The 19,346-nt window shown below is 70.4% G+C and carries 19 protein-coding genes; 13 read left to right on the top strand and 6 right to left on the bottom strand.

Translation table 11 applies throughout. The annotated features are described in order from the left end of the window. The coding region (locus ASG05_RS13215) for a glyceraldehyde-3-phosphate dehydrogenase (protein ID WP_235491545.1) at nucleotides 1-1,584 on the bottom strand (1,584 nt) is incomplete at its 3' end. Between the two features lie 219 nt (nucleotides 1,585-1,803). On the opposite strand from ASG05_RS13215, the gene ASG05_RS13210 reads away from it, so the two are divergent. Continuing rightward, nucleotides 1,804-3,237 (top strand): helix-turn-helix transcriptional regulator, encoded by a 1,434-nt coding sequence (locus ASG05_RS13210; protein ID WP_056261783.1) that lies wholly within the window; start codon nucleotides 1,804-1,806, stop codon nucleotides 3,235-3,237. Then, nucleotides 3,227-3,664, top strand: coding sequence for a DUF6314 family protein (locus tag ASG05_RS13205; protein WP_056261779.1), 438 nt, complete (start codon nucleotides 3,227-3,229; stop codon nucleotides 3,662-3,664). Before ASG05_RS13210 ends, ASG05_RS13205 begins: the two co-directional genes overlap by 11 nt. Here the strand turns inward: ASG05_RS13205 and ASG05_RS13200 are convergent. Beyond that, a complete protein-coding gene (locus ASG05_RS13200; protein ID WP_056261776.1) occupies nucleotides 3,661-3,909 on the bottom strand; it encodes a glutaredoxin domain-containing protein in 249 nt (82 codons plus the stop codon). The two genes, ASG05_RS13205 and ASG05_RS13200, sit on opposite strands and share 4 nt — an antisense overlap. A 321-nt stretch (nucleotides 3,910-4,230) precedes the next feature. Between ASG05_RS13200 and ASG05_RS13195 the strand changes: the two genes are divergently transcribed. Then, complete coding sequence (locus ASG05_RS13195) at nucleotides 4,231-5,631, top strand: MFS transporter (protein WP_056261774.1); 1,401 nt, start codon at nucleotides 4,231-4,233, stop codon at nucleotides 5,629-5,631. Nucleotides 5,632-5,642: 11 nt separating this feature from the next. Here ASG05_RS13195 and ASG05_RS13190 read toward each other — a convergent pair whose 3' ends face one another. Continuing rightward, entirely contained in the window at nucleotides 5,643-7,124 is a 1,482-nt protein-coding gene (locus ASG05_RS13190; protein ID WP_056261772.1) for an amino acid permease, read from the bottom strand. A 244-nt stretch (nucleotides 7,125-7,368) separates the two neighbouring features. Between ASG05_RS13190 and ASG05_RS13185 the strand changes: the two genes are divergently transcribed. Beyond that, entirely contained in the window at nucleotides 7,369-12,801 is a 5,433-nt protein-coding gene (locus ASG05_RS13185) for an S-layer family protein (protein WP_056261770.1), read from the top strand. A 123-nt stretch (nucleotides 12,802-12,924) separates the two neighbouring features. Here ASG05_RS13185 and ASG05_RS16480 read toward each other — a convergent pair whose 3' ends face one another. Next, the gene (locus tag ASG05_RS16480) at nucleotides 12,925-13,110 is read right to left on the bottom strand and encodes a hypothetical protein (RefSeq protein ID WP_157490245.1); all 186 of its coding nucleotides are present in this window, start codon (nucleotides 13,108-13,110) and stop codon (nucleotides 12,925-12,927) included. Nucleotides 13,111-13,285: 175 nt separating this feature from the next. Between ASG05_RS16480 and ASG05_RS13180 the strand changes: the two genes are divergently transcribed. Beyond that, complete coding sequence (locus tag ASG05_RS13180; RefSeq protein ID WP_056261766.1) at nucleotides 13,286-13,507, top strand: hypothetical protein; 222 nt, start codon at nucleotides 13,286-13,288, stop codon at nucleotides 13,505-13,507. 130 nt (nucleotides 13,508-13,637) lie between these two features. Beyond that, on the top strand, nucleotides 13,638-13,817 hold the full coding sequence (locus ASG05_RS16475) for a hypothetical protein (RefSeq protein WP_235491520.1): 180 nt from the start codon (nucleotides 13,638-13,640) through the stop codon (nucleotides 13,815-13,817). A 120-nt stretch (nucleotides 13,818-13,937) separates the two neighbouring features. On the opposite strand, the gene ASG05_RS13175 is transcribed toward ASG05_RS16475, so the two are convergent. Together ASG05_RS13175 and ASG05_RS13170 are read right to left on the bottom strand one after the other, a co-directional pair. Continuing rightward, nucleotides 13,938-14,087 (bottom strand): hypothetical protein, encoded by a 150-nt coding sequence (locus ASG05_RS13175; protein ID WP_200936866.1) that lies wholly within the window; start codon nucleotides 14,085-14,087, stop codon nucleotides 13,938-13,940. A 313-nt stretch (nucleotides 14,088-14,400) separates the two neighbouring features. Then, nucleotides 14,401-14,994, bottom strand: coding sequence for a hypothetical protein (locus ASG05_RS13170; RefSeq protein WP_157490243.1), 594 nt, complete (start codon nucleotides 14,992-14,994; stop codon nucleotides 14,401-14,403). 262 nt (nucleotides 14,995-15,256) lie between these two features. On the opposite strand from ASG05_RS13170, the gene ASG05_RS13165 reads away from it, so the two are divergent. The 7 genes from ASG05_RS13165 to ASG05_RS13135 all read left to right on the top strand — a co-directional run bounded on the left by ASG05_RS13165 (nucleotide 15,257) and on the right by ASG05_RS13135 (nucleotide 19,270). Next, the gene (locus ASG05_RS13165) at nucleotides 15,257-15,604 is read left to right on the top strand and encodes a DUF6578 domain-containing protein (protein ID WP_056261757.1); all 348 of its coding nucleotides are present in this window, start codon (nucleotides 15,257-15,259) and stop codon (nucleotides 15,602-15,604) included. A 171-nt stretch (nucleotides 15,605-15,775) separates the two neighbouring features. Next, complete coding sequence (locus ASG05_RS16470; RefSeq protein WP_157490242.1) at nucleotides 15,776-16,003, top strand: hypothetical protein; 228 nt, start codon at nucleotides 15,776-15,778, stop codon at nucleotides 16,001-16,003. A 173-nt stretch (nucleotides 16,004-16,176) separates the two neighbouring features. Beyond that, nucleotides 16,177-16,794 (top strand): hypothetical protein, encoded by a 618-nt coding sequence (locus ASG05_RS13160; RefSeq protein WP_056261754.1) that lies wholly within the window; start codon nucleotides 16,177-16,179, stop codon nucleotides 16,792-16,794. A gap of 489 nt (nucleotides 16,795-17,283) precedes the next feature. Then, a complete protein-coding gene (locus ASG05_RS13150) occupies nucleotides 17,284-17,793 on the top strand; it encodes a hypothetical protein (protein WP_056261749.1) in 510 nt (169 codons plus the stop codon). 83 nt (nucleotides 17,794-17,876) lie between these two features. Next, entirely contained in the window at nucleotides 17,877-18,281 is a 405-nt protein-coding gene (locus ASG05_RS13145; protein WP_157490241.1) for a hypothetical protein, read from the top strand. Between the two features lie 180 nt (nucleotides 18,282-18,461). After that, nucleotides 18,462-18,860: a hypothetical protein gene (locus tag ASG05_RS13140; RefSeq protein ID WP_056044940.1), complete on the top strand. Its 399-nt coding sequence runs from the start codon at nucleotides 18,462-18,464 to the stop codon at nucleotides 18,858-18,860. A gap of 152 nt (nucleotides 18,861-19,012) precedes the next feature. Beyond that, nucleotides 19,013-19,270, top strand: a complete 258-nt coding sequence (locus ASG05_RS13135) for a hypothetical protein (RefSeq protein WP_157490240.1) — start codon at nucleotides 19,013-19,015, stop codon at nucleotides 19,268-19,270. The last annotated feature ends 76 nt before the right edge of the window (nucleotides 19,271-19,346 follow it).

The following is a 19,346-nucleotide window of genomic DNA, read 5'->3' as shown; positions in this document are numbered from 1 at the left end:
ATCACGCGGGGCCGATCCGGTACGTACCGGATCACGCGGGGCCGATCCGGTACGTACCGGATCGGCGTGCGAGGGGGATGCCTCCCCCGGGGCGGCGGGCGAACCGGACGCGGCGGCGCGGGCCGGGCGGGGCAGGGAGGGCGGCGTGCCACCCGCGAGGTGCTCGAGCAGGCGGACGACCTGGCAGCTGTAGCCGAACTCGTTGTCGTACCAGACGTAGAGCACGACCCGGGCGTCGGTGGGGTCGTCGACGCCCGAGACCACCGTCGCGAGGCCGTCGACGACGCCCGCGTGGCGCGACCCGACGAAGTCCGTCGACGCGACCTCGGGCGACTCGACGTAGTCGATCTGTCGCCGCAGGGGCGAGTCGAGCGAGGCACGACGCAGGTGGGCGTTGAGCTCGTCGCGGTCGACGGGCGTCCGGAGGCGCAGGTTCAGCACCGCGACCGACACGTCGGCCGTTGGCACCCGGATGGCACTGCCGGTCAGGCGTCCGGCGAGCTGCGGCAACGCCTTGGCGACCGCCGTCGCGGCCCCCGTCTCGGTGAGCACCATGTTGAGCGACGCCGACCGCCCGCGACGGTCGCCGGGGTGGAAGTTGTCGGTGAGGTTCTGGTCGTTCGTCACCGCGTGCACGGTCTCGATGTGCCCGGACTCGACGCCCCACCGCTCGTCGAGGGCGGCCAGCACCGGCGTGATCGCGTTCGTCGTGCACGACGCCGCGGCGACCACGGCCTCGTCGCCGACCGTCTCGTGGTTCACGCCGAACACGACGTTCGGGATCGACCCCTTGCCCGGGGCCGTGAGCAGCACGCGCGACGCGCCCCGCGCCTCCAGGTGTCGTCGCAGGGACGGCTCGTCCCGCCAGCGACCGGTGTTGTCGACGACGATCGCGTCGCGGATGCCGTACCGCTCGTAGTCGACCGTCGCCGGGTCGTCCGAGTAGATCACCTGGATCGACGTGCCGTTCGCGACGATCGTGTCGGTGGCCTCGTCGACCACGATCGTGCCCGCGAACGGGCCGTGGATGGAGTCGCGCCTGAGCAGGCTGGCACGCTTGACCAGGTCGTCGGCCGAGCCGCGACGCACGACGACCGCCCGGAGGCGCGCGCCTCCTCGTCCCCCGGCGTGCTCGATCAACAACCGGGCGACGAGCCGGCCGATGCGGCCGAAGCCGTAGAGGACGACGTCACGGGTCGCGGCACCGCCGTCACCGCGACGCCCGACGACCTCGGCGAGCTCGGACCGCACGACGTCGGCGAGCGACGCTGCGACGTGCCCCTCGCGCCCCTCGCGCCCCCCGCGCCCCTCCCGATGCCCGTCGTGCTCCGCGCGGTGCCGGGCGCTCAGCCGGGCGAGGTCGATCGAGGCGGGCCCGAGGTCGAGGCCGTCGAGCAGGTGAAGCACCGCCAGGGTCTCGGCGGGGTCGAGCACGTGGTCGTCGAGCTGGCGGGCGAAGCGGTGCAGCTTGAGGACGCCGACGGGCGACTGGTCGAGCAGGCTGCGCCCGTGGATCGACACGACGACCCCGTCGCGCCGCCAGAGCCGACCGATCACGGGGATCATCGCCTCGGCGAGCGCCATGCGCCCGGCCCAGTCGTCCTGGCGCTCGTCGTACCGGACGACAGGGTCGTCGGTCGGGCCGGGGGCGGTGGGCGTCGGTGCCATCGTGTCTTCTCTCGTCGTCGAAAGTGGTGTTTCTCCACGATGACGGCCGCCGACCTTGATCTGCAGGCCCGTCGTGCGTAAAGATCGGGTGTTCTTTCGCTTTCGTCAAAGTCCTGCCTCCGAGAGGGGTGCCCCGTGGTCGACGCCGACCCCCTGTTGCTCGGTCAGGCGGTGCGGCACGCCCGCAGCACCCGCGGCCTGACCCTCGACCAGCTCGCCTCGCGGGTCGAGGTGAGCGCGAGCCAGCTCTCGCTGATCGAGACCGGGCGGCGCGAGCCGAAGATCGGGCTGGTCAGGGCGCTGGCCGCCGCGCTCGACGTGCCCCTGGCGACCCTGCTCGCCGCCGAGCCGCCGAGCGAGCGGGCGGCCCTCGAGATCGAGCTGGCCCAGGCGCAGCGCGGCTCCCTCTACCGTTCGCTCGGCCTGCCCGACGTCAAGGCGAACAAGGGGTTGAGCACGCCCGCGCTGCAGACGATGCTCGGGCTGCACCGCGAGCTCGCGCGTCGGCACAGCGAGGCCAGCGCCACCCCGGAGGAGGCGCGGCGGGCGAACACCGAGCTGCGGCTCTGGATGCGCGAGCGCGACTCGCACCTGCCGTACGTCGAGGAGGTGGCGGCCGACCTGCTGCGCACCGTCGGGCACACCGCGGGCGCCCTGTCGCACAGCAGCGTCAGCCGGATGGCCCGCAGCCTCGGGCTCGAGATCATCCACGTCGCCGACCTGCCGCACTCGGCCCGTTCGGTGATCGACCTGGCCAACGGGCGCATCTACCTGCCGCCGGCGTCGATCCCCGGCGGTCACGGCCTCCGGGCGCTGGCGTTGCAGGCGATGGCGCACCGCCTGCTCGGGCACGAGCGGCCCTCGACCTACGCCGAGTTCTTGAAGCAGCGACTCGAGATCAACTACTTCTCGTCGGCCTGCCTCATGCCGCTCGAGGCCGCGGTCGAGTCGTTGCAGAAGGCCAAGGCGCAGCACGACCTCTCGGTCGAGGACTTCCGCGACGGCTTCGGCGTCACCCACGAGGCGGCGGCGATGCGCATGAGCAACCTGCTGACCTCGCACCTCGGCATCCGGATGCACTTCTTGCGGGTCACCGGCGACGGGGCCATCGCCAAGGCCGCCGAGAACGACGGCCTGCCGTTGCCGACCGACGTCACCGGCGCGGTCGAGGGGCAGCTCGTCTGCCGCCACTGGGCTGCACGGACGGCGTTCGCCCGGACGAACCGCACCACCGAGCACTACCAGTACGACGACACCCCCGCGGGCACCTTCTGGTCGGCCTCGCAGACCGGCACGACCGAGCACGACGAGTTCTCGATCACCGTCGGGGTGCCGTTCGCCGACGCGAAGTGGTTCCGCGGTCGCGACACCGCGCGGCGCGAGACCTCGACCTGTCCCGACGAGTCGTGCTGCCGTCGCCCGCCGGCCGGCCTCGCCGCACGGTGGCGCGACGCCGCCTGGCCGAGCGCCCGCCTGCACGCCCACGTGCTGGCGCCGCTGCCGTCGGGCACCTTCCCCGGCGTCGAGGACACCGAGGTCTACGAGTTCCTCGACCGCCATGCCGGCTGAGACGCTGGCGCTGCTGCTCGGCCGCTGGGCGGTGGTCCGCGAGATCGACGACCACCGCACGGGCGAGCGCGCCCGCTTCGACGGGACGGCGACGATCGAGGAGGCGCGGGCGGCTTCCGACCTCGCCGCGACCTACGACGAGACGGGCGAGCTGGTCGTGGCCGACCGGCGGACGCCCGCCACCCGGCGCCTCGGCTACGCCGCCCGGGCCGACGGTTCGCTCGACGTCCGCTTCGCCGACGGCCGCCACTTCGTCGACCTCGACCTGCGGTCGGGATCCTGGGAGGCGCACCACCCGTGCGCACCGGACAGCTACCTCGTCGAGACCCGGGTGCTCTCGCCGACGTCGTTCGAGGAGCGGTGGACGGTGCGCGGGCCGGCCAAGTCGTACGACGCGCTGACGACGTACGAGCGACTGCCCGGCTAGAGCTTGGCGGAGAGCTCGGCGTCGGTCGGCTCGACCAGGTGGCTGCCGTCGGGGAAGACCACGACGGGGATCTGCGTGCGGCCGCTGATCGCGTACGCGCGGTCGGCCCCGTCGGCGGCGGCCTCGAGGTCGACGTAGTCGTAGGCCACGCCCTCGCGGTCGAGCAGCGCCTTCGAGCGGCGGCAGTCGCGGCACCACTCGGCGCCGAACATCAGGATGCGGTCGGGGGCGGTGTCGGTGCTCATGGCGACCAGGGTACGCGCGGTGACGGGCGTCGGGCACGGCCGCCGCGCCTCCTCGGCTCGACCGGCCCCGCTCGCCGCGAGCGAACGCGGCCCCGATCTCGTTCGGGGGCCTTGCGGGCCTCCGGGGGTGGCATGTCACACTGGATGAGCGCCCTCGTCGTGGAGTGGCAATCCCCCAATCCACCCGCCAGCAGCTCGGCCCGCGACGAGTGTGCCGCATCGTGCGACCGGGGGTCGACCACGAGTCGACCCGCCGACGCCCACGGTGCCCCCGACGAGGTCATCGTCGTGCGCACGCGCCACGGGCCCGGAGGTACCCCCGTGATCGACACCCTTCAGCGCCCGCCCGAGACCGCGAGCACGCCCGCCGTCAGCACCCCCGTCGCCCCACCCCGTGGGCGCGCCGCGACCAGGCACCCGCGCGACGACCGCCCGACGCCGCAGCCGCACCGGCTGACCCCGTCCGGTGTCGTCGGCATCGCCGTCCTCTGCCTCGCGACCTTCTTCGCCATCACGACCGAGCTCAGCCCGGTCGGGCTGCTCTCGACCATGAGCCGCGACCTCGGCGTGACCGAGGCGCGCCTCGGCGTCGTCGTGACGGTGTACGCCGTGGCCGTCGCCGCGCTCGCGCTGCCGCTCACCTGGGCGACCGCGCGGTTCCCCCGCAAGGCCGTGCTCGTGACGACGCTCGTCGGCTACACGGTCTCGAACCTGATGGTCGCGCTCGCGCCGAGCTTCGGCGTGCTGCTGACCGGCCGCGTGGTCGGCGGCATCGCCCACGCGCTGTTCTTCTCGGTGGCCTCGGCCTACGCGACGCGGATCGTGCCGGCCCGACTGGCCGGCCGGGCGATCGCGTTCGTCTACTCGGGCAGCTCGCTCGGCTTCGTGGTGGGCGTGCCGCTCGCCACCACCGTCGGCGACCAGCTCGGCTGGCGTCCGGCCGTCGGGGCCGTCGCCGTCGCCACCGCGGCCCTCGCCGTCGTCGCCGCGGTGTTCCTGCCGCACGTGCAGGGCGAGTCGTCGCCGCACGTCGGGTCGGTGCGCTCGTGGGCCCGGTCGGGGCTGCTCGCCGTCATCGTGGCCGACCTCATGCTGTTCGCCGGGCACTACGTCGTCTACACCTTCGTCGGCCCGTACCTGACGGGGGCCGGCCTCGGCGAGGACCTCGTCGGCGGCGCCCTGCTCGTGCTCGGCGGCGCCGGGGTCGTCGGCCTGCTGGCGGCCGGAGCGTTCGTCGACCGGGCCCCGCGACAGACGCTGATCGTGGCCGTCGCCGTGATGATCGGCGCCCTCGCCACCCTGCCGTTCGTGCACGGGTCGCTCGTCGGCACGTTCGTCGTCGCCGGCCTCTGGATGGCCGCCAACGGCACGACCGGCACCCTCTTCATGGCCGCGGCGATCCGCACGGGCGGGGTGAGCCCGGACATCGCGGGCGCCCTGATCAACGCCGGGTCGAACGTCGGCATCGCCGCCGGTGCCGCGATCGGCGGCCAGGTCTACGGCCTCTCGGGGCTGGCCACCGTGCCGTTCGCGGCCGCCGCGATCGTGGCGATCAGCCTCGTCGTGATCGTGGCGGGCCGCCGGGGCTTCCCGCTGGTCGGCCACGCGCAGGCCACCCTCTCGACGTCGTCGCTGGCGGTCATCACCTCGTCGGTCGCCGTCGTCACGACGTCGATCCCGACGGTCGGCGAGGGCCACCGCGGGCGTCGTCCCCGCCGCTGACGACGGCAGGCTCAGGAGGCGCGGGTCGCGTCGCCCCCGTCACGCGCGGCCTCACGCGCGGCCTCCAGGCGCGGGCTGTCGGGGTTCATCAGCGAGTGCCGACGCCCGTAGCCGAAGTAGAGCGCCAGGCCGACGGCGAGCCAGACGACGAAGCGCAGCCAGGTCTCCCAGTGCAGCTGTGAGATCAGGAACCCGCTCGCGACGACGCCGAAGGCCGGCACGACGGGCATGAAGGGCAGTCGGAAGGTGCGGGGCGCCTCGGGCTTGCGGTACCGGAAGACGATGACGGCGACGCAGACGACGACGAACGCGGCGAGGATGCCGATGTTCGTCAGGTCGGCGACCTCGCGGATCGGGAAGACCCCGGCGAGCAGGGCCGAGGCGACGCCGGCGATCCACGTGACCCGCTGGGGCACGCCGCGGCGGTCGGTCCGGGCGAACCAGCCGGGCAGCAGGCCGTCGCGACTCATCGAGAACCAGACGCGCGTGACTCCGAGCAGGAAGGTCAGCATGACCGTCAGGATCGAGATCACGGCGAAGACCGAGATGACCGTCGCGACCACCGGCAACCCGACGCTCTGGAACGCCGACGCGAAGCCCGCGGCCGGGTCGATGTCGCGGTAGTCCTGCATGCCGGTGAGCACGAGCGTGGCGAGCACGTAGAGCACCATGGCGATGATCAGCGACAGGATGATGGCCTTCGGCATGTGCTTCTTGCCGTCGACGCTCTCTTCCGCCGCGGTGCTCATGGCGTCGTAGCCGAACACGGCGAAGAACACGGTGGCCGCGCCCGTGAAGACCGGGCCGAAGCCGTTCGGCACGAACGGGGACCAGTTCTGCGTGTCGAGGTGGAACAGCCCGAGCCCGATGATGAAGAGCACGAGCAGCACCTTGAGGCCGACGGCCACGATCTCGAACCGCCCGAAGGCCTTCGATCCCCGGCTGAGGATGAACGTCACGAGCAGGCACACCACGACGGCCGGCAGGTTGACGATGCCGCCCTGGCCCTCGTCGGGCGTCGACGCCATCCAGGTCGGCAGGTGGACCCCGAGCCCCGACAGGAAGGCGTCGAAGTACCCCGAGATGCCGATCGCCACGACGGCGACGATCGCGACGTACTCGAGCAGGAGGTCCCAGCCGATGAACCAGCCGACGATCTCGCCGAGGGCGACGTAGCCGTAGGTGTAGGCCGAGCCGGCCCGGGGCACCATGCCGGCGAACTCGGCGTACGACAGGGCGGCCGCCGCCGAGGCCAGGCCTGCGATCAAGAAGGAGAAGAGCACGGCCGGGCCGACGCCCGGGTTGGCGTCGTCGCCGTGGGCGACGAGCCCGGCCAACGAGAAGATGCCGACGCCGATGATGCCGCCCACGCCGATCGCCGTGAGCTGCCACAGGCCGAGGCTCTTGAAGAGCCCGCTGCCGCCGACCTCGTCCTCGATCTCGACGATGGGCTTTTTGCGCAACACGGAGCGCGATCCGTCGTTGGATGCCATGCGACGAGGGTAGACCCGCCGCGCCGTACCCCGATGTCCCCCACGTGGCGGACACGGGTGACCCCCGCTCTGGGGACTCCGCTCGACAGCAGAGAAGCTTTATTGTCGAAACATCCACTTCCGTGGTGCCCCCGATCCCGTGGGGGCGACACGCGGGCCCCTGAACCCCCGCGTGTCGAGAGCACGACTGACGTCCGACCGGACTCGACCCGGCCGGACGCCCCACCCGAGGACACCACCACCCATGTCGCTTCTCCGCGCCTCCGTGCGCCCCCGCCGTCGCGCCCTCTCGCTCGCGGCCTTCGCCACCGCCTCCCTGCTGGCGGCGGTCGCCGTCACCCAGGCCGTCGCGCCGGCACCCGCCCAGGCCGCCCCCGGCCTCTCGTGCGACCAGAACACCCTCTACGCCACGGGCGGCAACGGGCAGTTCGTCTCGATCGACGCCACCACCGGAACGGCGACGCCGGTCCTCGCGGGCGACAACCCCCTCGCCCCGGCGAACAATGCGCTCGGCATCAGCCGCAACGGCATCGACGCCTACGCGATGCAGAACGGTGGCAGCACCCTCGCCCACTACTCGACGACGGACGGGGAGGTCACCACGGTGACGGGCGTCGACACGGCGCAGACCCTCATCCGCGGTGCGGTCAACCCCGCCACCGGCATCTACTACTACGGCAGCAACGGCGCGACGGCGGACCTGGGCGCGTACGACCCCGCCGGCACGGGCACGAAGATCGGCCGCGTCGGCTCGATCGGCGGCCTGATCGGCGGCCAGAACGGCGACTTCGCGTTCAGCACCCGCGGCCTGCTCTTCGTCGTGACCGGCAACCAGGTGCGCCGCGTCAAGGAGACCGTCATCCCGAAGGAGAAGGCGGCCACGGGCACCCCCGCCCTCGAGACGTCGCTGGTGGCGACCCTGCCGAGCGGCACGAACAGCCCCGGCATCGCCTTCACCTCGGACGGCTACCTCTTCGTCTCGAGCGGCCAGTCGATCATCAAGCTCGACCCGGCCTCGGGCCAGCAGGTGGGCCAGGCGGTCGCGACGACCGCCGGGTTCGCGATCACCGACCTCTCGAGCTGCAACTACGCCAACACCCTGACCGGCGCGGCCGACGTGACGTCCCGCTGGAAGAGCGGCGACCAGTTCGCCCTCGCCGTCTCGGGCGGCGGCATCGACAAGGCCAACACCGGCAACCAGGCGACCACCACCGGCACGAAGACGGGCGTCCAGGACCAGGTCGCCGGCGCCGCCCTGACGATCCCCCAGCGCGAGTACACCGTGACGCAGTCCGCAGCGGGCACCACGCGTCTCTCGGACTACCGCACGACCTGGTCCTGCGTGAACGTCAACAAGGACCCCGAGACCGACAAGACCGCGATCGTCGCCGACGGCAAGGGCGACGTCGCCCGGTTCACCTTCCCGGCCGCGACCAGCGCCGACGGCACCGACGTCGTCTGCACCTTCGCCAACACCGTCACGGCGATCTCGGCCGCAGCCTCCGACGACCAGGCGACCACCGCCTCCGGAACGACGCTGACCGTCGACGCCCCCGGCGTCCTCGCGAACGACGCGGGCACCGACCTCACCGTCACCTCGAACACGCAGCCGGCGAACGGGTCCGCCACCGTGAAGGCTGACGGTTCGTACGCCTACACGTCGGCGAAGGGCTTCTCGGGCACCGACACCTTCCAGTACACGACGACCGACGGAGGCGGCGGCACGTCGACCTCGACCGTCACGATCACCGTCACCCCCTCGAGCAGCGACGACGTCGCGACCGCCCGCGCCGGGCAGCCGCTCGTCGTGGACGCCGCGTCGGGCGTGCTGTCGAACGACTCGGGCAGCGGCCTGACCGCCGCGGTCGCGACCGGCCCCTCGCACGGCTCCCTCGTGCTCGGTCGTGACGGCTCGTACCGGTACGTCCCGGTCGACGGGTTCTCGGGCACCGACTCGTTCACCTACACGGCGACCGACGCCGACGGCGCCCAGACCACCAGCACCGTCACCATCACCGTGCTGCCCACCGCCGCCGACGACACGGCGACCGCCGTCTCGGGCACCCCGACGACCATCGCGGGCAGCGACCTGACGAGCAACGACGACGGCCTCGACACGACGGTGACCGCGGTCTCGAAGCCCGGGCACGGCACCGCCTCGGTGACGCCCGCCGGCGACGTCGTCTACACGCCCTCGGACGACTTCTCGGGCACCGACACCTTCGACTACACCGTCACCGACGGCCAGGGCGGCACCGACACCGCCACGGTCACCGTGACGGTCGCCCCCCGCGCCTCCGACGACTCGGTCGACGCCGTCGCGGGTGCACCCCTCGACGTCCCGGCCGGCCGTGGCCTGCTGGCGAACGACGGCGGCACCGGCCCCCTGACCGCCGCGATCGCCACCGCCCCCTCGCACGGCACCGTCGTGGTCTCGCCCGACGGCTCGTTCGTCTACACGCCGGAGAAGGGCTTCTCGGGCACCGACTCGTTCACGTACACCCTGACCGACGACAACGGGGCCACGAGCACCGCGACGGCCACCGTGGCGGTCGCGCCGAAGGCCGTCGACGACGCGGTGCAGGTCACGGCGGGCGGCAACGCCCACGTCGACGGGCCCGGCGTGCTCGGCAACGACCTCGGCACCGGCCTGACGGCCGCCGTCGTGACCGGGCCCCAGCACGGCACCGCCACCGTCGCCCCGGACGGCGAGTTCGACTACACGCCGGCCCCCGGCTTCTCGGGCACCGACACCGTGACCTACCAGGTCACCGACGCCGCGGGTCGCACCTCGACCGCGACGGTGACGATCACCGTGAAGCCGGTGGCCGTCGACGACCAGGCCACGACCCCGAGCGGCACCACCGTGACGATCGCGGCGCCCGGCCTGCTCGGCAACGACTTCGGCACCGGCCTCCGCGTCACCGACCACGGAACCCCCTCGCACGGCACCGTGACGGTGGACGCCGACGGCACCTGGAGCTACGCGCCGGACGCCGGCACCTCGGGCACCGACTCGTTCGAGTACCAGGTGACCGACGCGTCGGGTCAGACCGCGACGGCCCAGGCCTGGGTGATCGTGGGCGACCTCGCCGTGGCCGACCAGGGCACCGCGACGGCGGGCCGCCCCCTGTCGGTCGACGCCGCGAAGGGCTTGCTGTCGAACGACAGCGGCACCGGCCTCACCGCCGCGCTCGACGGCGCCCCCCGCCACGGTGACGTGACCGTCGCCAAGGACGGCTCGTACGTCTACACCCCCGCGACCGGCTTCTCGGGCACCGACGCCTTCACCTACACGGCGACCGACGCCGAGGGGCAGAGGAGCACGGGCATCGTGACGATCGTCGTCGTGCCCGACGCCGTCGACGACGTGACGTCGACGAAGGCCGGCACCGCGGTCACGGTCGCGGCGCCCGGCGTGCTCGGCAACGACCTCGGCACCGACCTGCGCGCCGAGCTCGTCGACGCCCCGGCCCACGGCACCGTGACGATCGCGGCCGGCGGCACCATCACCTACACGCCTGCCGACGGCTTCTCGGGCACCGACCAGCTGACCTACCGCGCCACCGACCCGTCCGGCGGCTCGGATGTCGCGACCGTGACGATCCACGTCGGTCCGATCGTGGTCGACGACTCGCCCGTCGGCGGCACCGTCGCCGACCAGCCCCTCGTCGTGGACGCCGACCACGGCGTGCTCTCGAACGACAAGGGCACCGGCCTGACCGCGGCCGTCACCGACCAGCCGAAGACCGGCACCGTGACCATGGGCCCCGACGGTTCGTACACGTACACCCCGAAGCCCGGCACCTCGGGCAAGGACACCTTCGGCTACGAGGTCACCGACGGCAACGGCCAGAAGGGCACGGGCACCGTGACCATCGTGGTCGCCCCGAAGGCCGTCGATGACGTCGCCACGGTCGTGGCCGGCGGCCGCGTGACGGTCGCCACCCCGGGCGTGGTCGGCAACGACGTCGGCACCGGCCTGACCGTCACCTCGGTCACCCCGGCGCCGCACGGCACCGTGACGGTCGCACCGGACGGCTCGTTCGACTACACGCCGGCACCCGGGTTCTCGGGCGACGACATCGTGGTCTACACGGTCACCGACCGTGACGGCGGCACCGACACCGCGACGGTCACCGTCACCGTGACGCCCCGCGCGATCGACGACCGCTACACGACGCCCGCCGCGACCACGCTCACCGTGCCGGCCCCCGGCCTGCTCGGGAACGACCTCGGCACCGGCCTGACCCTGACGAGCGTCGGCACCCCGGCGCACGGCACGATCGTGACCCAGCCGAACGGTTCGGCGGTCTACACGCCGGACGCGGGCTTCTCGGGCACCGACCGGGTCGAGTACACCGCGACCGACGCGTCGGGCCACAGCACGAAGGCCGTCGCCACGATCGTCGTCGGCGCACTCGCCGTGGATGACGCCGGCACCACCCGCGCCGGCACCCCGCTGACCGTCGACGCCGCGCACGGCGTGCTCTCGAACGACTCGGGCAGCTCGCTGACCGCGACGATCGACGGGCGCCCCGCCCACGGCACGGTCGACCTGGCGAAGGACGGTTCGTACGTCTACACGCCGACGGCCGGCTTCTCGGGTGTCGACGCCTTCACCTACACGGCGACCGACGCCGAGGGTCAGACCCGCACGGGCACCGTCACCATCACGGTCCTGCCGACGGCGGTCGACGACGAGGCCTCGACCCCTGCCGACACGACGCTGACCGTGGCCGCCCCCGGCGTGCTGGGCAACGACCTGGGCACGGGGCTGCGCGTCACCGCGACGGGCTCCGCCACCCACGGCACGGTCACCATCGACGCCGGTGGTCGCCTGGTCTACGTGCCGACGGCCGGCTACTCCGGCCCCGACGCCGTGACCTACACGGTCACCGACCGTGACGGCGGCACCGACACCGCCACGGTCCGCATCAGCGTGGGCGTCAAGGCCGTCGACGACAAGGGCACGACCATCGCCGGGCAGCGCCTGGTGACCGGCAAGGTCGGCGGCGTGCTGGGCAACGACGACGGGTCGGCCCTCTGGGTCACCCTGGCCTCGAAGCCCGCGCACGGCACCGTGACGATGCAGCGCGACGGCTCGTACGAGTACCTGCCGGACGCCGGCTTCGTCGGGGTCGACTCGTTCGACTACACGGCGACCGACGCCTCGGGGCAGACGTCCCGTGCCACGGTGACCATCACCGTGCTCGGTGCGGCCGTCGCGGTCGACGACGAGCAGCGCGGCACGACCGACCACGCCGTCACCGTCGACGTCACGACGAACGACAGCCCCACCCAGGGTGCGACGTTCGACCGCGGCACGGTCGTGATCGTGGACCCGGCGACCGGTGACGGGGTCAGCACGCTGGCCGTGCCCGGCACGGGCACCTGGACGGTCGTCGACGGCAGCGTCGTCTTCACCCCCGAGGCCGGCTTCGACTCGAAGGCCTCGGTGCAGTACCGCGTGACCGACACGGCCGGGGTGACGGTCCAGGCCGTCGTCACCGTGACGTTCCCGATGATCCTGACGGCGACGCAGCTCGCCTTCACGGGCAGCGCCTCCGTCCTCGGCATCGCCGCGATGGCCCTGCTCGGGGTCGCGATCGGCCTGGCGCTGTCGCGTCGCGGTCGCCGCGTCACCGGACCGATCCGGGGTCGCCGCGCCGAGTAGCGCCCGACACCACGACGTCCCCGTCCGCCGGCCCTCTCGCGAAGAGCCGTGCGGGCGGGGACGTCCGTCGTTCAGGAGGCGCGGTGCCGGGAGGCGCGGTGGGCGCGCGACCCGGTCGGTCGGCTAGCGCTGCTGCCGCTTCTGCTGCCAGGGGAAGCCGTGCACGAGACGCTGCCACAGCGACGGGTGACGGACGGGGATCTGCTCTTCACCAGGTCTGTCGCCCCGGTGGTCCCCGCCGTTGACCGTGTCGGCCGGGTCGACCGCCCGCGCGTCGGCCTGGGCCAGCCACATGTGTTCTTGGAACATCCGGTGCCTCCTCAGGTGGGAGCGTGCAGGGTTGCGAGTTCTCGAAGACTAGACCTCCCTGCCCGGCGGGTACACGGGGCCTCGTCTACGACGACCGACGTCTCACCGGCCACCTCGGACCCTTGCCACTGAGGAGCCCGTGGTGCCGGACGCCTGTTGAGAGGACACTGGCGACGTGGACGATCTGACGTGGTGGGACGGCCTGGACGAACAGGCGAGGGCGTGGTTGATCGCCCACAACGGCGAGGCGGTGGCTTCAGACGTTCTCGACCAGATCGTCGCCGCTGGCGGTGACATCACTTCCGACGCATGGTGGGTCGGGCAGGCAGGACCGGAGGGCGTCCATCTCTCAGACGAGGCCACGGACTGGATCGAGACCGTCGCGAACGAGGAGTAGTCCCCGATCGAGAAGGGATGACACCCACACGCTTGGCCCACGAAGAGAACGAGCGGCACTTCTCTGCGCATGCGCACGGTCTGTCGGACATCCATCCGTCATCGGACTGGACCGACCTACAATCTGCCTCGTGAGTAGGAGCAGTGCTGGGCGGCGTTTCATGCGACGGCCGGAGGTCTACCGGGGTGAAGAAGTCTGGATCGTGCAGCATGATGACTCGCCTCACAACACGGTGCTCGGTGTGTTCGCCACGGCCGGCGAGGCGGATGCCTTCATGGACACGGTGAAGGACGACTCGAGAACGGGGTGATCTGCTCGAGCTTCCCGATCGGCTACCGGTCCACCGACGGAGCCGTTCGGTACCGGGCTGAGGACTGACGTCTGAGCCCTACGGCCCGCCCCCTGGCGGGCAGCGCATCTCACTCGCGAGTCAGCGACGCATCTCACCCATGGCGCGAACGTTGAAGTAGAGGCCGATCGCGATGAACCCCACACCCAGGAGCAGGAGGGAGGTGGGCAGAGCCCCGAACGCCTTCAGGAGGAACAGCGTGGCCCCGAGGAGATAGAAGATCGCGGCCACGCCCATGAGCTTTCGCCAGAGAGGCATCTTGGGTGGCATCAGTCGCTCCATGTCGATCGGGAAAGGTCACGCTTGAGAGCTGGGGAGATCGAGTCGTGACGAGACTCCCCGCAAGGTGTCGACGCGTGGTTCTGCATCAACATATGGGATGCAGAGGTCACGTGGTGAGGGGCAGACGACGCCCCGATCGATTAGTGACCGGCTATCAGGCCCTTCCCCCGGGCGCTGCCGCATGCGGCGTGATCAGCCCGTGATGGCTTCCCCTCTCAAGCTCGGCGATCGAGTCCCCCGACCACGAGCGATCGCCGATCGGTTAGTGAGACGGTTGCACCTTCGGGGTCGCGGGGCCGGTCACGAATGGAAGAAAATGCAGCTGACGAGGACGCAGCCGGTGCACCCCGTCCCGGTACGAGCCCCCGACGACAGCGCCGTCGACGTCCAGGAGGTCACACGTGCGCCACGTGCTGCGAACGGTTCCACCTCTGACGACGAACTGCGTCACCACGCGGAGCGCCTCGACCAGGCCGTCATCGCCGTCGCCGCCCAGATCCCACCAGCCGAAGTCGTCACCCCTCACGACGACCGAGTCGTCCTTGATCACCAGGACCTCGAAAGGCACGGCCCCGGGCCGTCGCGGTGTCACGGTCACCACACGATCGAACTCGGCCTGAACGGTGGAGACCTCGACGACACCCGCATCCCCGACCATCGCGATGACCCGGGCGATGAAGCCATCGAGGCTGCCAGGCTCGAGGCGCCCGGTCAGGAGGTGGTCCGAGAGCAGGAACCAAGCCTCGGCGAAGTCAGCCTCATCCCAGCCCAGTTCCCACCGCCGTGCGGGCATGCCTGAGCCCGGGGCGATGTCGACCACCAGCCCGTCAGCCGCGACGACCGAGAACGAGCCCACCTGGAGCATCGGCAGCATCGAGCTGCCGGAACCGAGCGATCTCGACAGGACGGCACGACCGAACTCGTCACGGGCGCGAGTGGCGAACACCTCGAACCGCTCGACGACGTCGTCGGGGACCGGTGCCATGACTCCATCCTGCGGCATCAAGACTCACGCCGGCCACGAGGCTGCAGGCTCGTGCCTGGTCGGTGACCCATCGGCCATCGGGCGCGGCATCGGCTCCACTAGCGTGCAGACACGGTCCGCGAAAGGAACACCCGTGAACGTCACCGTCGAAGTGGGCGACTGGGAGCACGAATGCTGCGGCCCAGCAATCGAACGCGACGATGTAGTCGACCTGGGCTGCCTGCGTTGGCGGGACGCGGACGGACGAATGCGGCTGATCGAGACACATCACGACTCCCCCATCGAGACTCGTGTCCGCGGCCGGGTCGTCGACATCCTCGTGCTCGCTGAGGACGGTTCCTCGACACCAGTTCTTCGCGTTCCCAGTGGAGCGGCCCTGCGCGGCTTCGACGAGGAGGACGACGGGCACCTCGAGACACCGTGGTCAGGCGAGCCCGTCAACCAGGGCAACAGGCGCTTTCTCGTGACAGTGAAGCCCTAGGAACCAGAGGCCACTCACCTCCGCGACGCAACGCGCGGCAGGCAGGCAGGGTTCGAAGCGATCGGCCATCGGCCACCGGCCATCGGCCATCGGACAAGTCGGTCGACTTCGAAAGCACTTGCGGTTGACGGCGGCAAGACGGCAGCCTTGGTCGATCCTGAGGGGGAAATCATGAACACAGCAGCAGTTGTCATCAGCCTGATCGTCGTCGCGATCGTCGCGGCCACGATCGTGCTCGTTCTGCGTGAACGCCGCGACCGTGTGACGGCTGAGCGCCTTGACGGCGTCGACCCAGGTGCCGGTCTTCGCGCTCACGCCGACGCCGAACGCCAGGCAGCTGGCGCCCACGAACACGCGGCAGGCATGTCATGGTCCGCCGGCAGCAAGAACTCCGCCTGACCTGATCGCACATGCCACACGGGCGCCGGCATGCTGATCACGGCGTCGGTAATCGACCTGGCCTACAACAGCGACCGTCGCAGCTACCCATCCCCTAGTGGGCATAGGCGGGACCAGATCCACGAGCTCGCCGAGGCTGTTGCGCAGACCAGGTGCGGATGGTGAAGTGACTCATGACGTTCTTCCCCGAAGTCACGCCTCCCGACGACGACTCGTCAGAGCACTACATGGCTCCTGAATGGGCTGCGCCACCCGTCGCCTGGCTCCCGAGTCGCATCGGCGTTTCGACGATCCTGGCCAAGACCGACGACATCGCCGTCACGGTCACCGGGCTCTCGGTCCACACCGCAGGTCTTCAGATCGACGTCCAGTGGTTGCTCCGCAACCGTCACCAAAGCCGCCGAGGCTGGTCCATCCTCATGGACAGGTTCGGGGGCGGACGCTGGGGCAATGGGGCAGTCGACCCCGCTCGCGGCATCCGTTTCGGCGTCGTCCTCGACGACGGGACGAAAGTCGTCGCTGACGTCGGCGACGCGTTCCACGACGATCCCGCCGAGGCTCCGACAGGACCCCTGCTGACCCTCACCGAACAAGGCGGGTCGGGCAACGACTCCTACTTCACGACCTCGGCTCGGCTGTGGCTGTGGCCCGTCCCCCCGGATGGCCGGCTCGAGCTCGTCTTGAGCTGGCCCGAGTTCGACGTCTCCGAGGCGCGGCACACGTTCGACGATTACGCCTACTCAGTCGCAGCTCGCCAGGCTCGACCCATCTGGAGCAACGAGGGTAACTAGCGCACACCGGCCAACGATCCCCTATTGGGCGGCGCGTGTGAAACGAAGCGTTGATCGGTGGCCGCGACAGTGTCACTCTCTGCGAGATGGACGGAGGTCGCCATGAAGGCAAGGGTGTTGGCAGCGGTCGGCCTCATCGTGAGCGCCGCGACGGTACTCATCCTCGGGGCCTACCTCGAGGCCGATGGCTGTGGCGACATGTGGGGCGGAGCTGTCGCTGATGCCACGCCTCGGTCCGTCGGCACGTCCGCAACCCCCGGAGAAGACACCGCCGCCTACTGGACCGAGGAGCGCATGGAGTCCGCTGTCGCCGCACCGATGCCTACCTGTTGACCGGCGGAGCACGTTGACACGCTGCCCCGCTGACCGATCAGTTATCGGTCGGTGATAGCGACCTGACGCAGAAGCCCTCCGTGCCCAGACACGACGATGCGAAGACACCTCGCCGCAGTACTCGTCAGCGGTGCCCTTTGCCTGTAGACCAATGAGGTGCGCATACGTGACGGGCAGCCTGTCCGGGTAGATATCGGCCCTCACCCCCGCTTCATCTGGTGGGGGCAGGACGTCGACGACGACACACGAGATGCCGTCGCAACGCAAGCCACCCTTGTCCGGACCTTCCCTACCGAAGACGCGGCACGTCAACATGCCCAACGGCAGTCCTGGCCGTGCGGCCCACCTGAGACTCTCAATGTCGTCGACGTTCAAGGGGTCAAGGACTACCTCGACCGCAAGGCGATCCAGCTAGATGAAGACGCGGCCCTCACCTGCATCAACCTGGCCGACGACGTCCGCTACTCGCTGCACCTCCCCCAGTCGCGATCCGGAGCAGCGCGGGCTGTGTACGAAAAGCTGGTCGAACGACAGTTCCTGTATCTCTCTGATGACCACCGCTCGAAGGCGCCCACCAGATGGAGCACGCACGAACTCAACCAGCTCAACAAGATGATGCGTTCATCAGTGCGCTGCTTAGAAACAGGTCTTGCCGAACTCGGGTGACCGATCCCCTATCGGGCACCTCATCACCAACCCGCGGCAGTCAGGCCTGATTCGGAGAGACGTCGCTCAATTAGAGTCGGCTCATGCTTCTCTGGCCTGGATCTCGACCGGAACTGCCACTGCCAGCTGGCACGGGTCCTGACCTCTACCGCTTAGCCCACCCGACGTACCCGGGGAAGATCATCGGATGGTTGTCCGTCAGCCCCTACTGGGAATGGGACCTGGAGGGCCCTTGGTGGAAGCGCAGCTGGGGGTCACCGAGAGTTGTCGGGGACCTGTCCATTGATTACACCGAAGACACTCGCCTCATCTATCCCGATGACCCCGAGGTCTGGACATTTGTCAGCAGCGCCTGGCCGCTTGAGCCCGACGACTTTGCAATGCTCAAGGTAGGGACGTTCTTTTGGCACGACACGACCTTCAGGGCCGAGCTCGTCGACCCCAACGTCGAGAGCGAGACCTGGTCCGACCACTGGTACGTCCCCTGAGCCGGCAATGCTCGCTACTTCGACCCACTGCTAGCCGCTCAAACCAGGCCGGCCGCGCGCAGCACGGACCCGGCAGACGATCCCCTATCGGACACGCTCTGGAGTCGAGTCATCGAGGATGCGAGGCAAATTCGAGGGTGCTAACGCGGCCGGTGGCCACGCCGGCGCTAGGGTCAGGGCATGAACGACGCCGACCGCGAATTGCTCCGCCGGGCTGAGGCGGAGGTGGCAGCGCTCCCCCACCGTCACTCCCTCGCTGACTCGTCTGCCTGGTCGGAAGGCGGCCGCGACGCCGAGTCCGAGCCGACCGGTCGGGCTCGATTGCTCGCCCCGCTGACCCTCATCGTCTGCTTCGTCACGGCCTGCGCCGAGGGTTCGTGGCTCTGGTTCTCCGCCGCAGAGTGGACCTCAATGGTCTGGTTCGCCGTGCCATTCCTGCTGGTCGCCTCGATTGTGCTCGCGCTCATCGCCGGCGCGCTAGGCGGCCGCACTGGCCGATGGGCCGGCGTCTGTGGTGGCATCGCGATCGTACCGCCCGTGTGTTTCGTGGTGTCGCTTCCCCTGGCGCTTTTCACGTAGGCCGCTGCGGCTTGCGCCGCGGCAGCCCGTCGGCCTCCCGGTAGCCGACCGTCTATCGGGCACCGACCGGTGTGACGAAAAGGTCAGACGGGATGCAAATTCGGTTGGCTGAGAGAGGGTTGCATCTAAGAACGCCCCAGAAGGAGACGACCATGAGCCTGACGATTCTCGAAGATCGAAAGATTTGGGGGTTCATACCTCGTGAGATCACATACCTGGGTGCGACCGCGGCCGGCCTCTGCACCGGATTGCTCGTCTTCGCTGCGTTGGTCACGGGCATTTGGATCTTCTGGCTCGGCGTAGGGGCAGGCGCCATCTCCGGCGCCATGCTCCTCAAGGTCACTTTTTACCTGCGAGCCCTCCCTTACGAGGCCTACGAAGATCCAACCCCACCAGAGGTATCCAACTAAGCAACGCGGCCGGTGGCCGATCCCCTATCGGGCGCTCCAAGCACGCGCTTCTACAGGGCTGAACGTCGGCGCATGC

This window comes from Frigoribacterium sp. Leaf186, from assembly GCF_001423905.1.
Classification (GTDB): domain Bacteria; phylum Actinomycetota; class Actinomycetes; order Actinomycetales; family Microbacteriaceae; genus Frigoribacterium.
This window is presented reverse-complemented; position numbering and strand designations above follow the sequence as displayed.

Coding starts and splice junctions, on each gene's coding strand:
- ASG05_RS13205 (WP_056261779.1), top strand. CDS start 3,227: ATGCCGGCTGAGACGCTGGCGCTGCTGCTCGGCCGCTGGGCGGTGGTC.
- ASG05_RS13200 (WP_056261776.1), bottom strand. CDS start 3,909: ATGAGCACCGACACCGCCCCCGACCGCATCCTGATGTTCGGCGCCGAG.
- ASG05_RS13190 (WP_056261772.1), bottom strand. CDS start 7,124: ATGGCATCCAACGACGGATCGCGCTCCGTGTTGCGCAAAAAGCCCATC.
- ASG05_RS13185 (WP_056261770.1), top strand. CDS start 7,369: ATGTCGCTTCTCCGCGCCTCCGTGCGCCCCCGCCGTCGCGCCCTCTCG.
- ASG05_RS16480 (WP_157490245.1), bottom strand. CDS start 13,110: ATGTTCCAAGAACACATGTGGCTGGCCCAGGCCGACGCGCGGGCGGTC.
- ASG05_RS16470 (WP_157490242.1), top strand. CDS start 15,776: ATGAACACAGCAGCAGTTGTCATCAGCCTGATCGTCGTCGCGATCGTC.
- ASG05_RS13160 (WP_056261754.1), top strand. CDS start 16,177: ATGACGTTCTTCCCCGAAGTCACGCCTCCCGACGACGACTCGTCAGAG.
- ASG05_RS13145 (WP_157490241.1), top strand. CDS start 17,877: ATGCTTCTCTGGCCTGGATCTCGACCGGAACTGCCACTGCCAGCTGGC.
- ASG05_RS13140 (WP_056044940.1), top strand. CDS start 18,462: ATGAACGACGCCGACCGCGAATTGCTCCGCCGGGCTGAGGCGGAGGTG.
- ASG05_RS13135 (WP_157490240.1), top strand. CDS start 19,013: ATGAGCCTGACGATTCTCGAAGATCGAAAGATTTGGGGGTTCATACCT.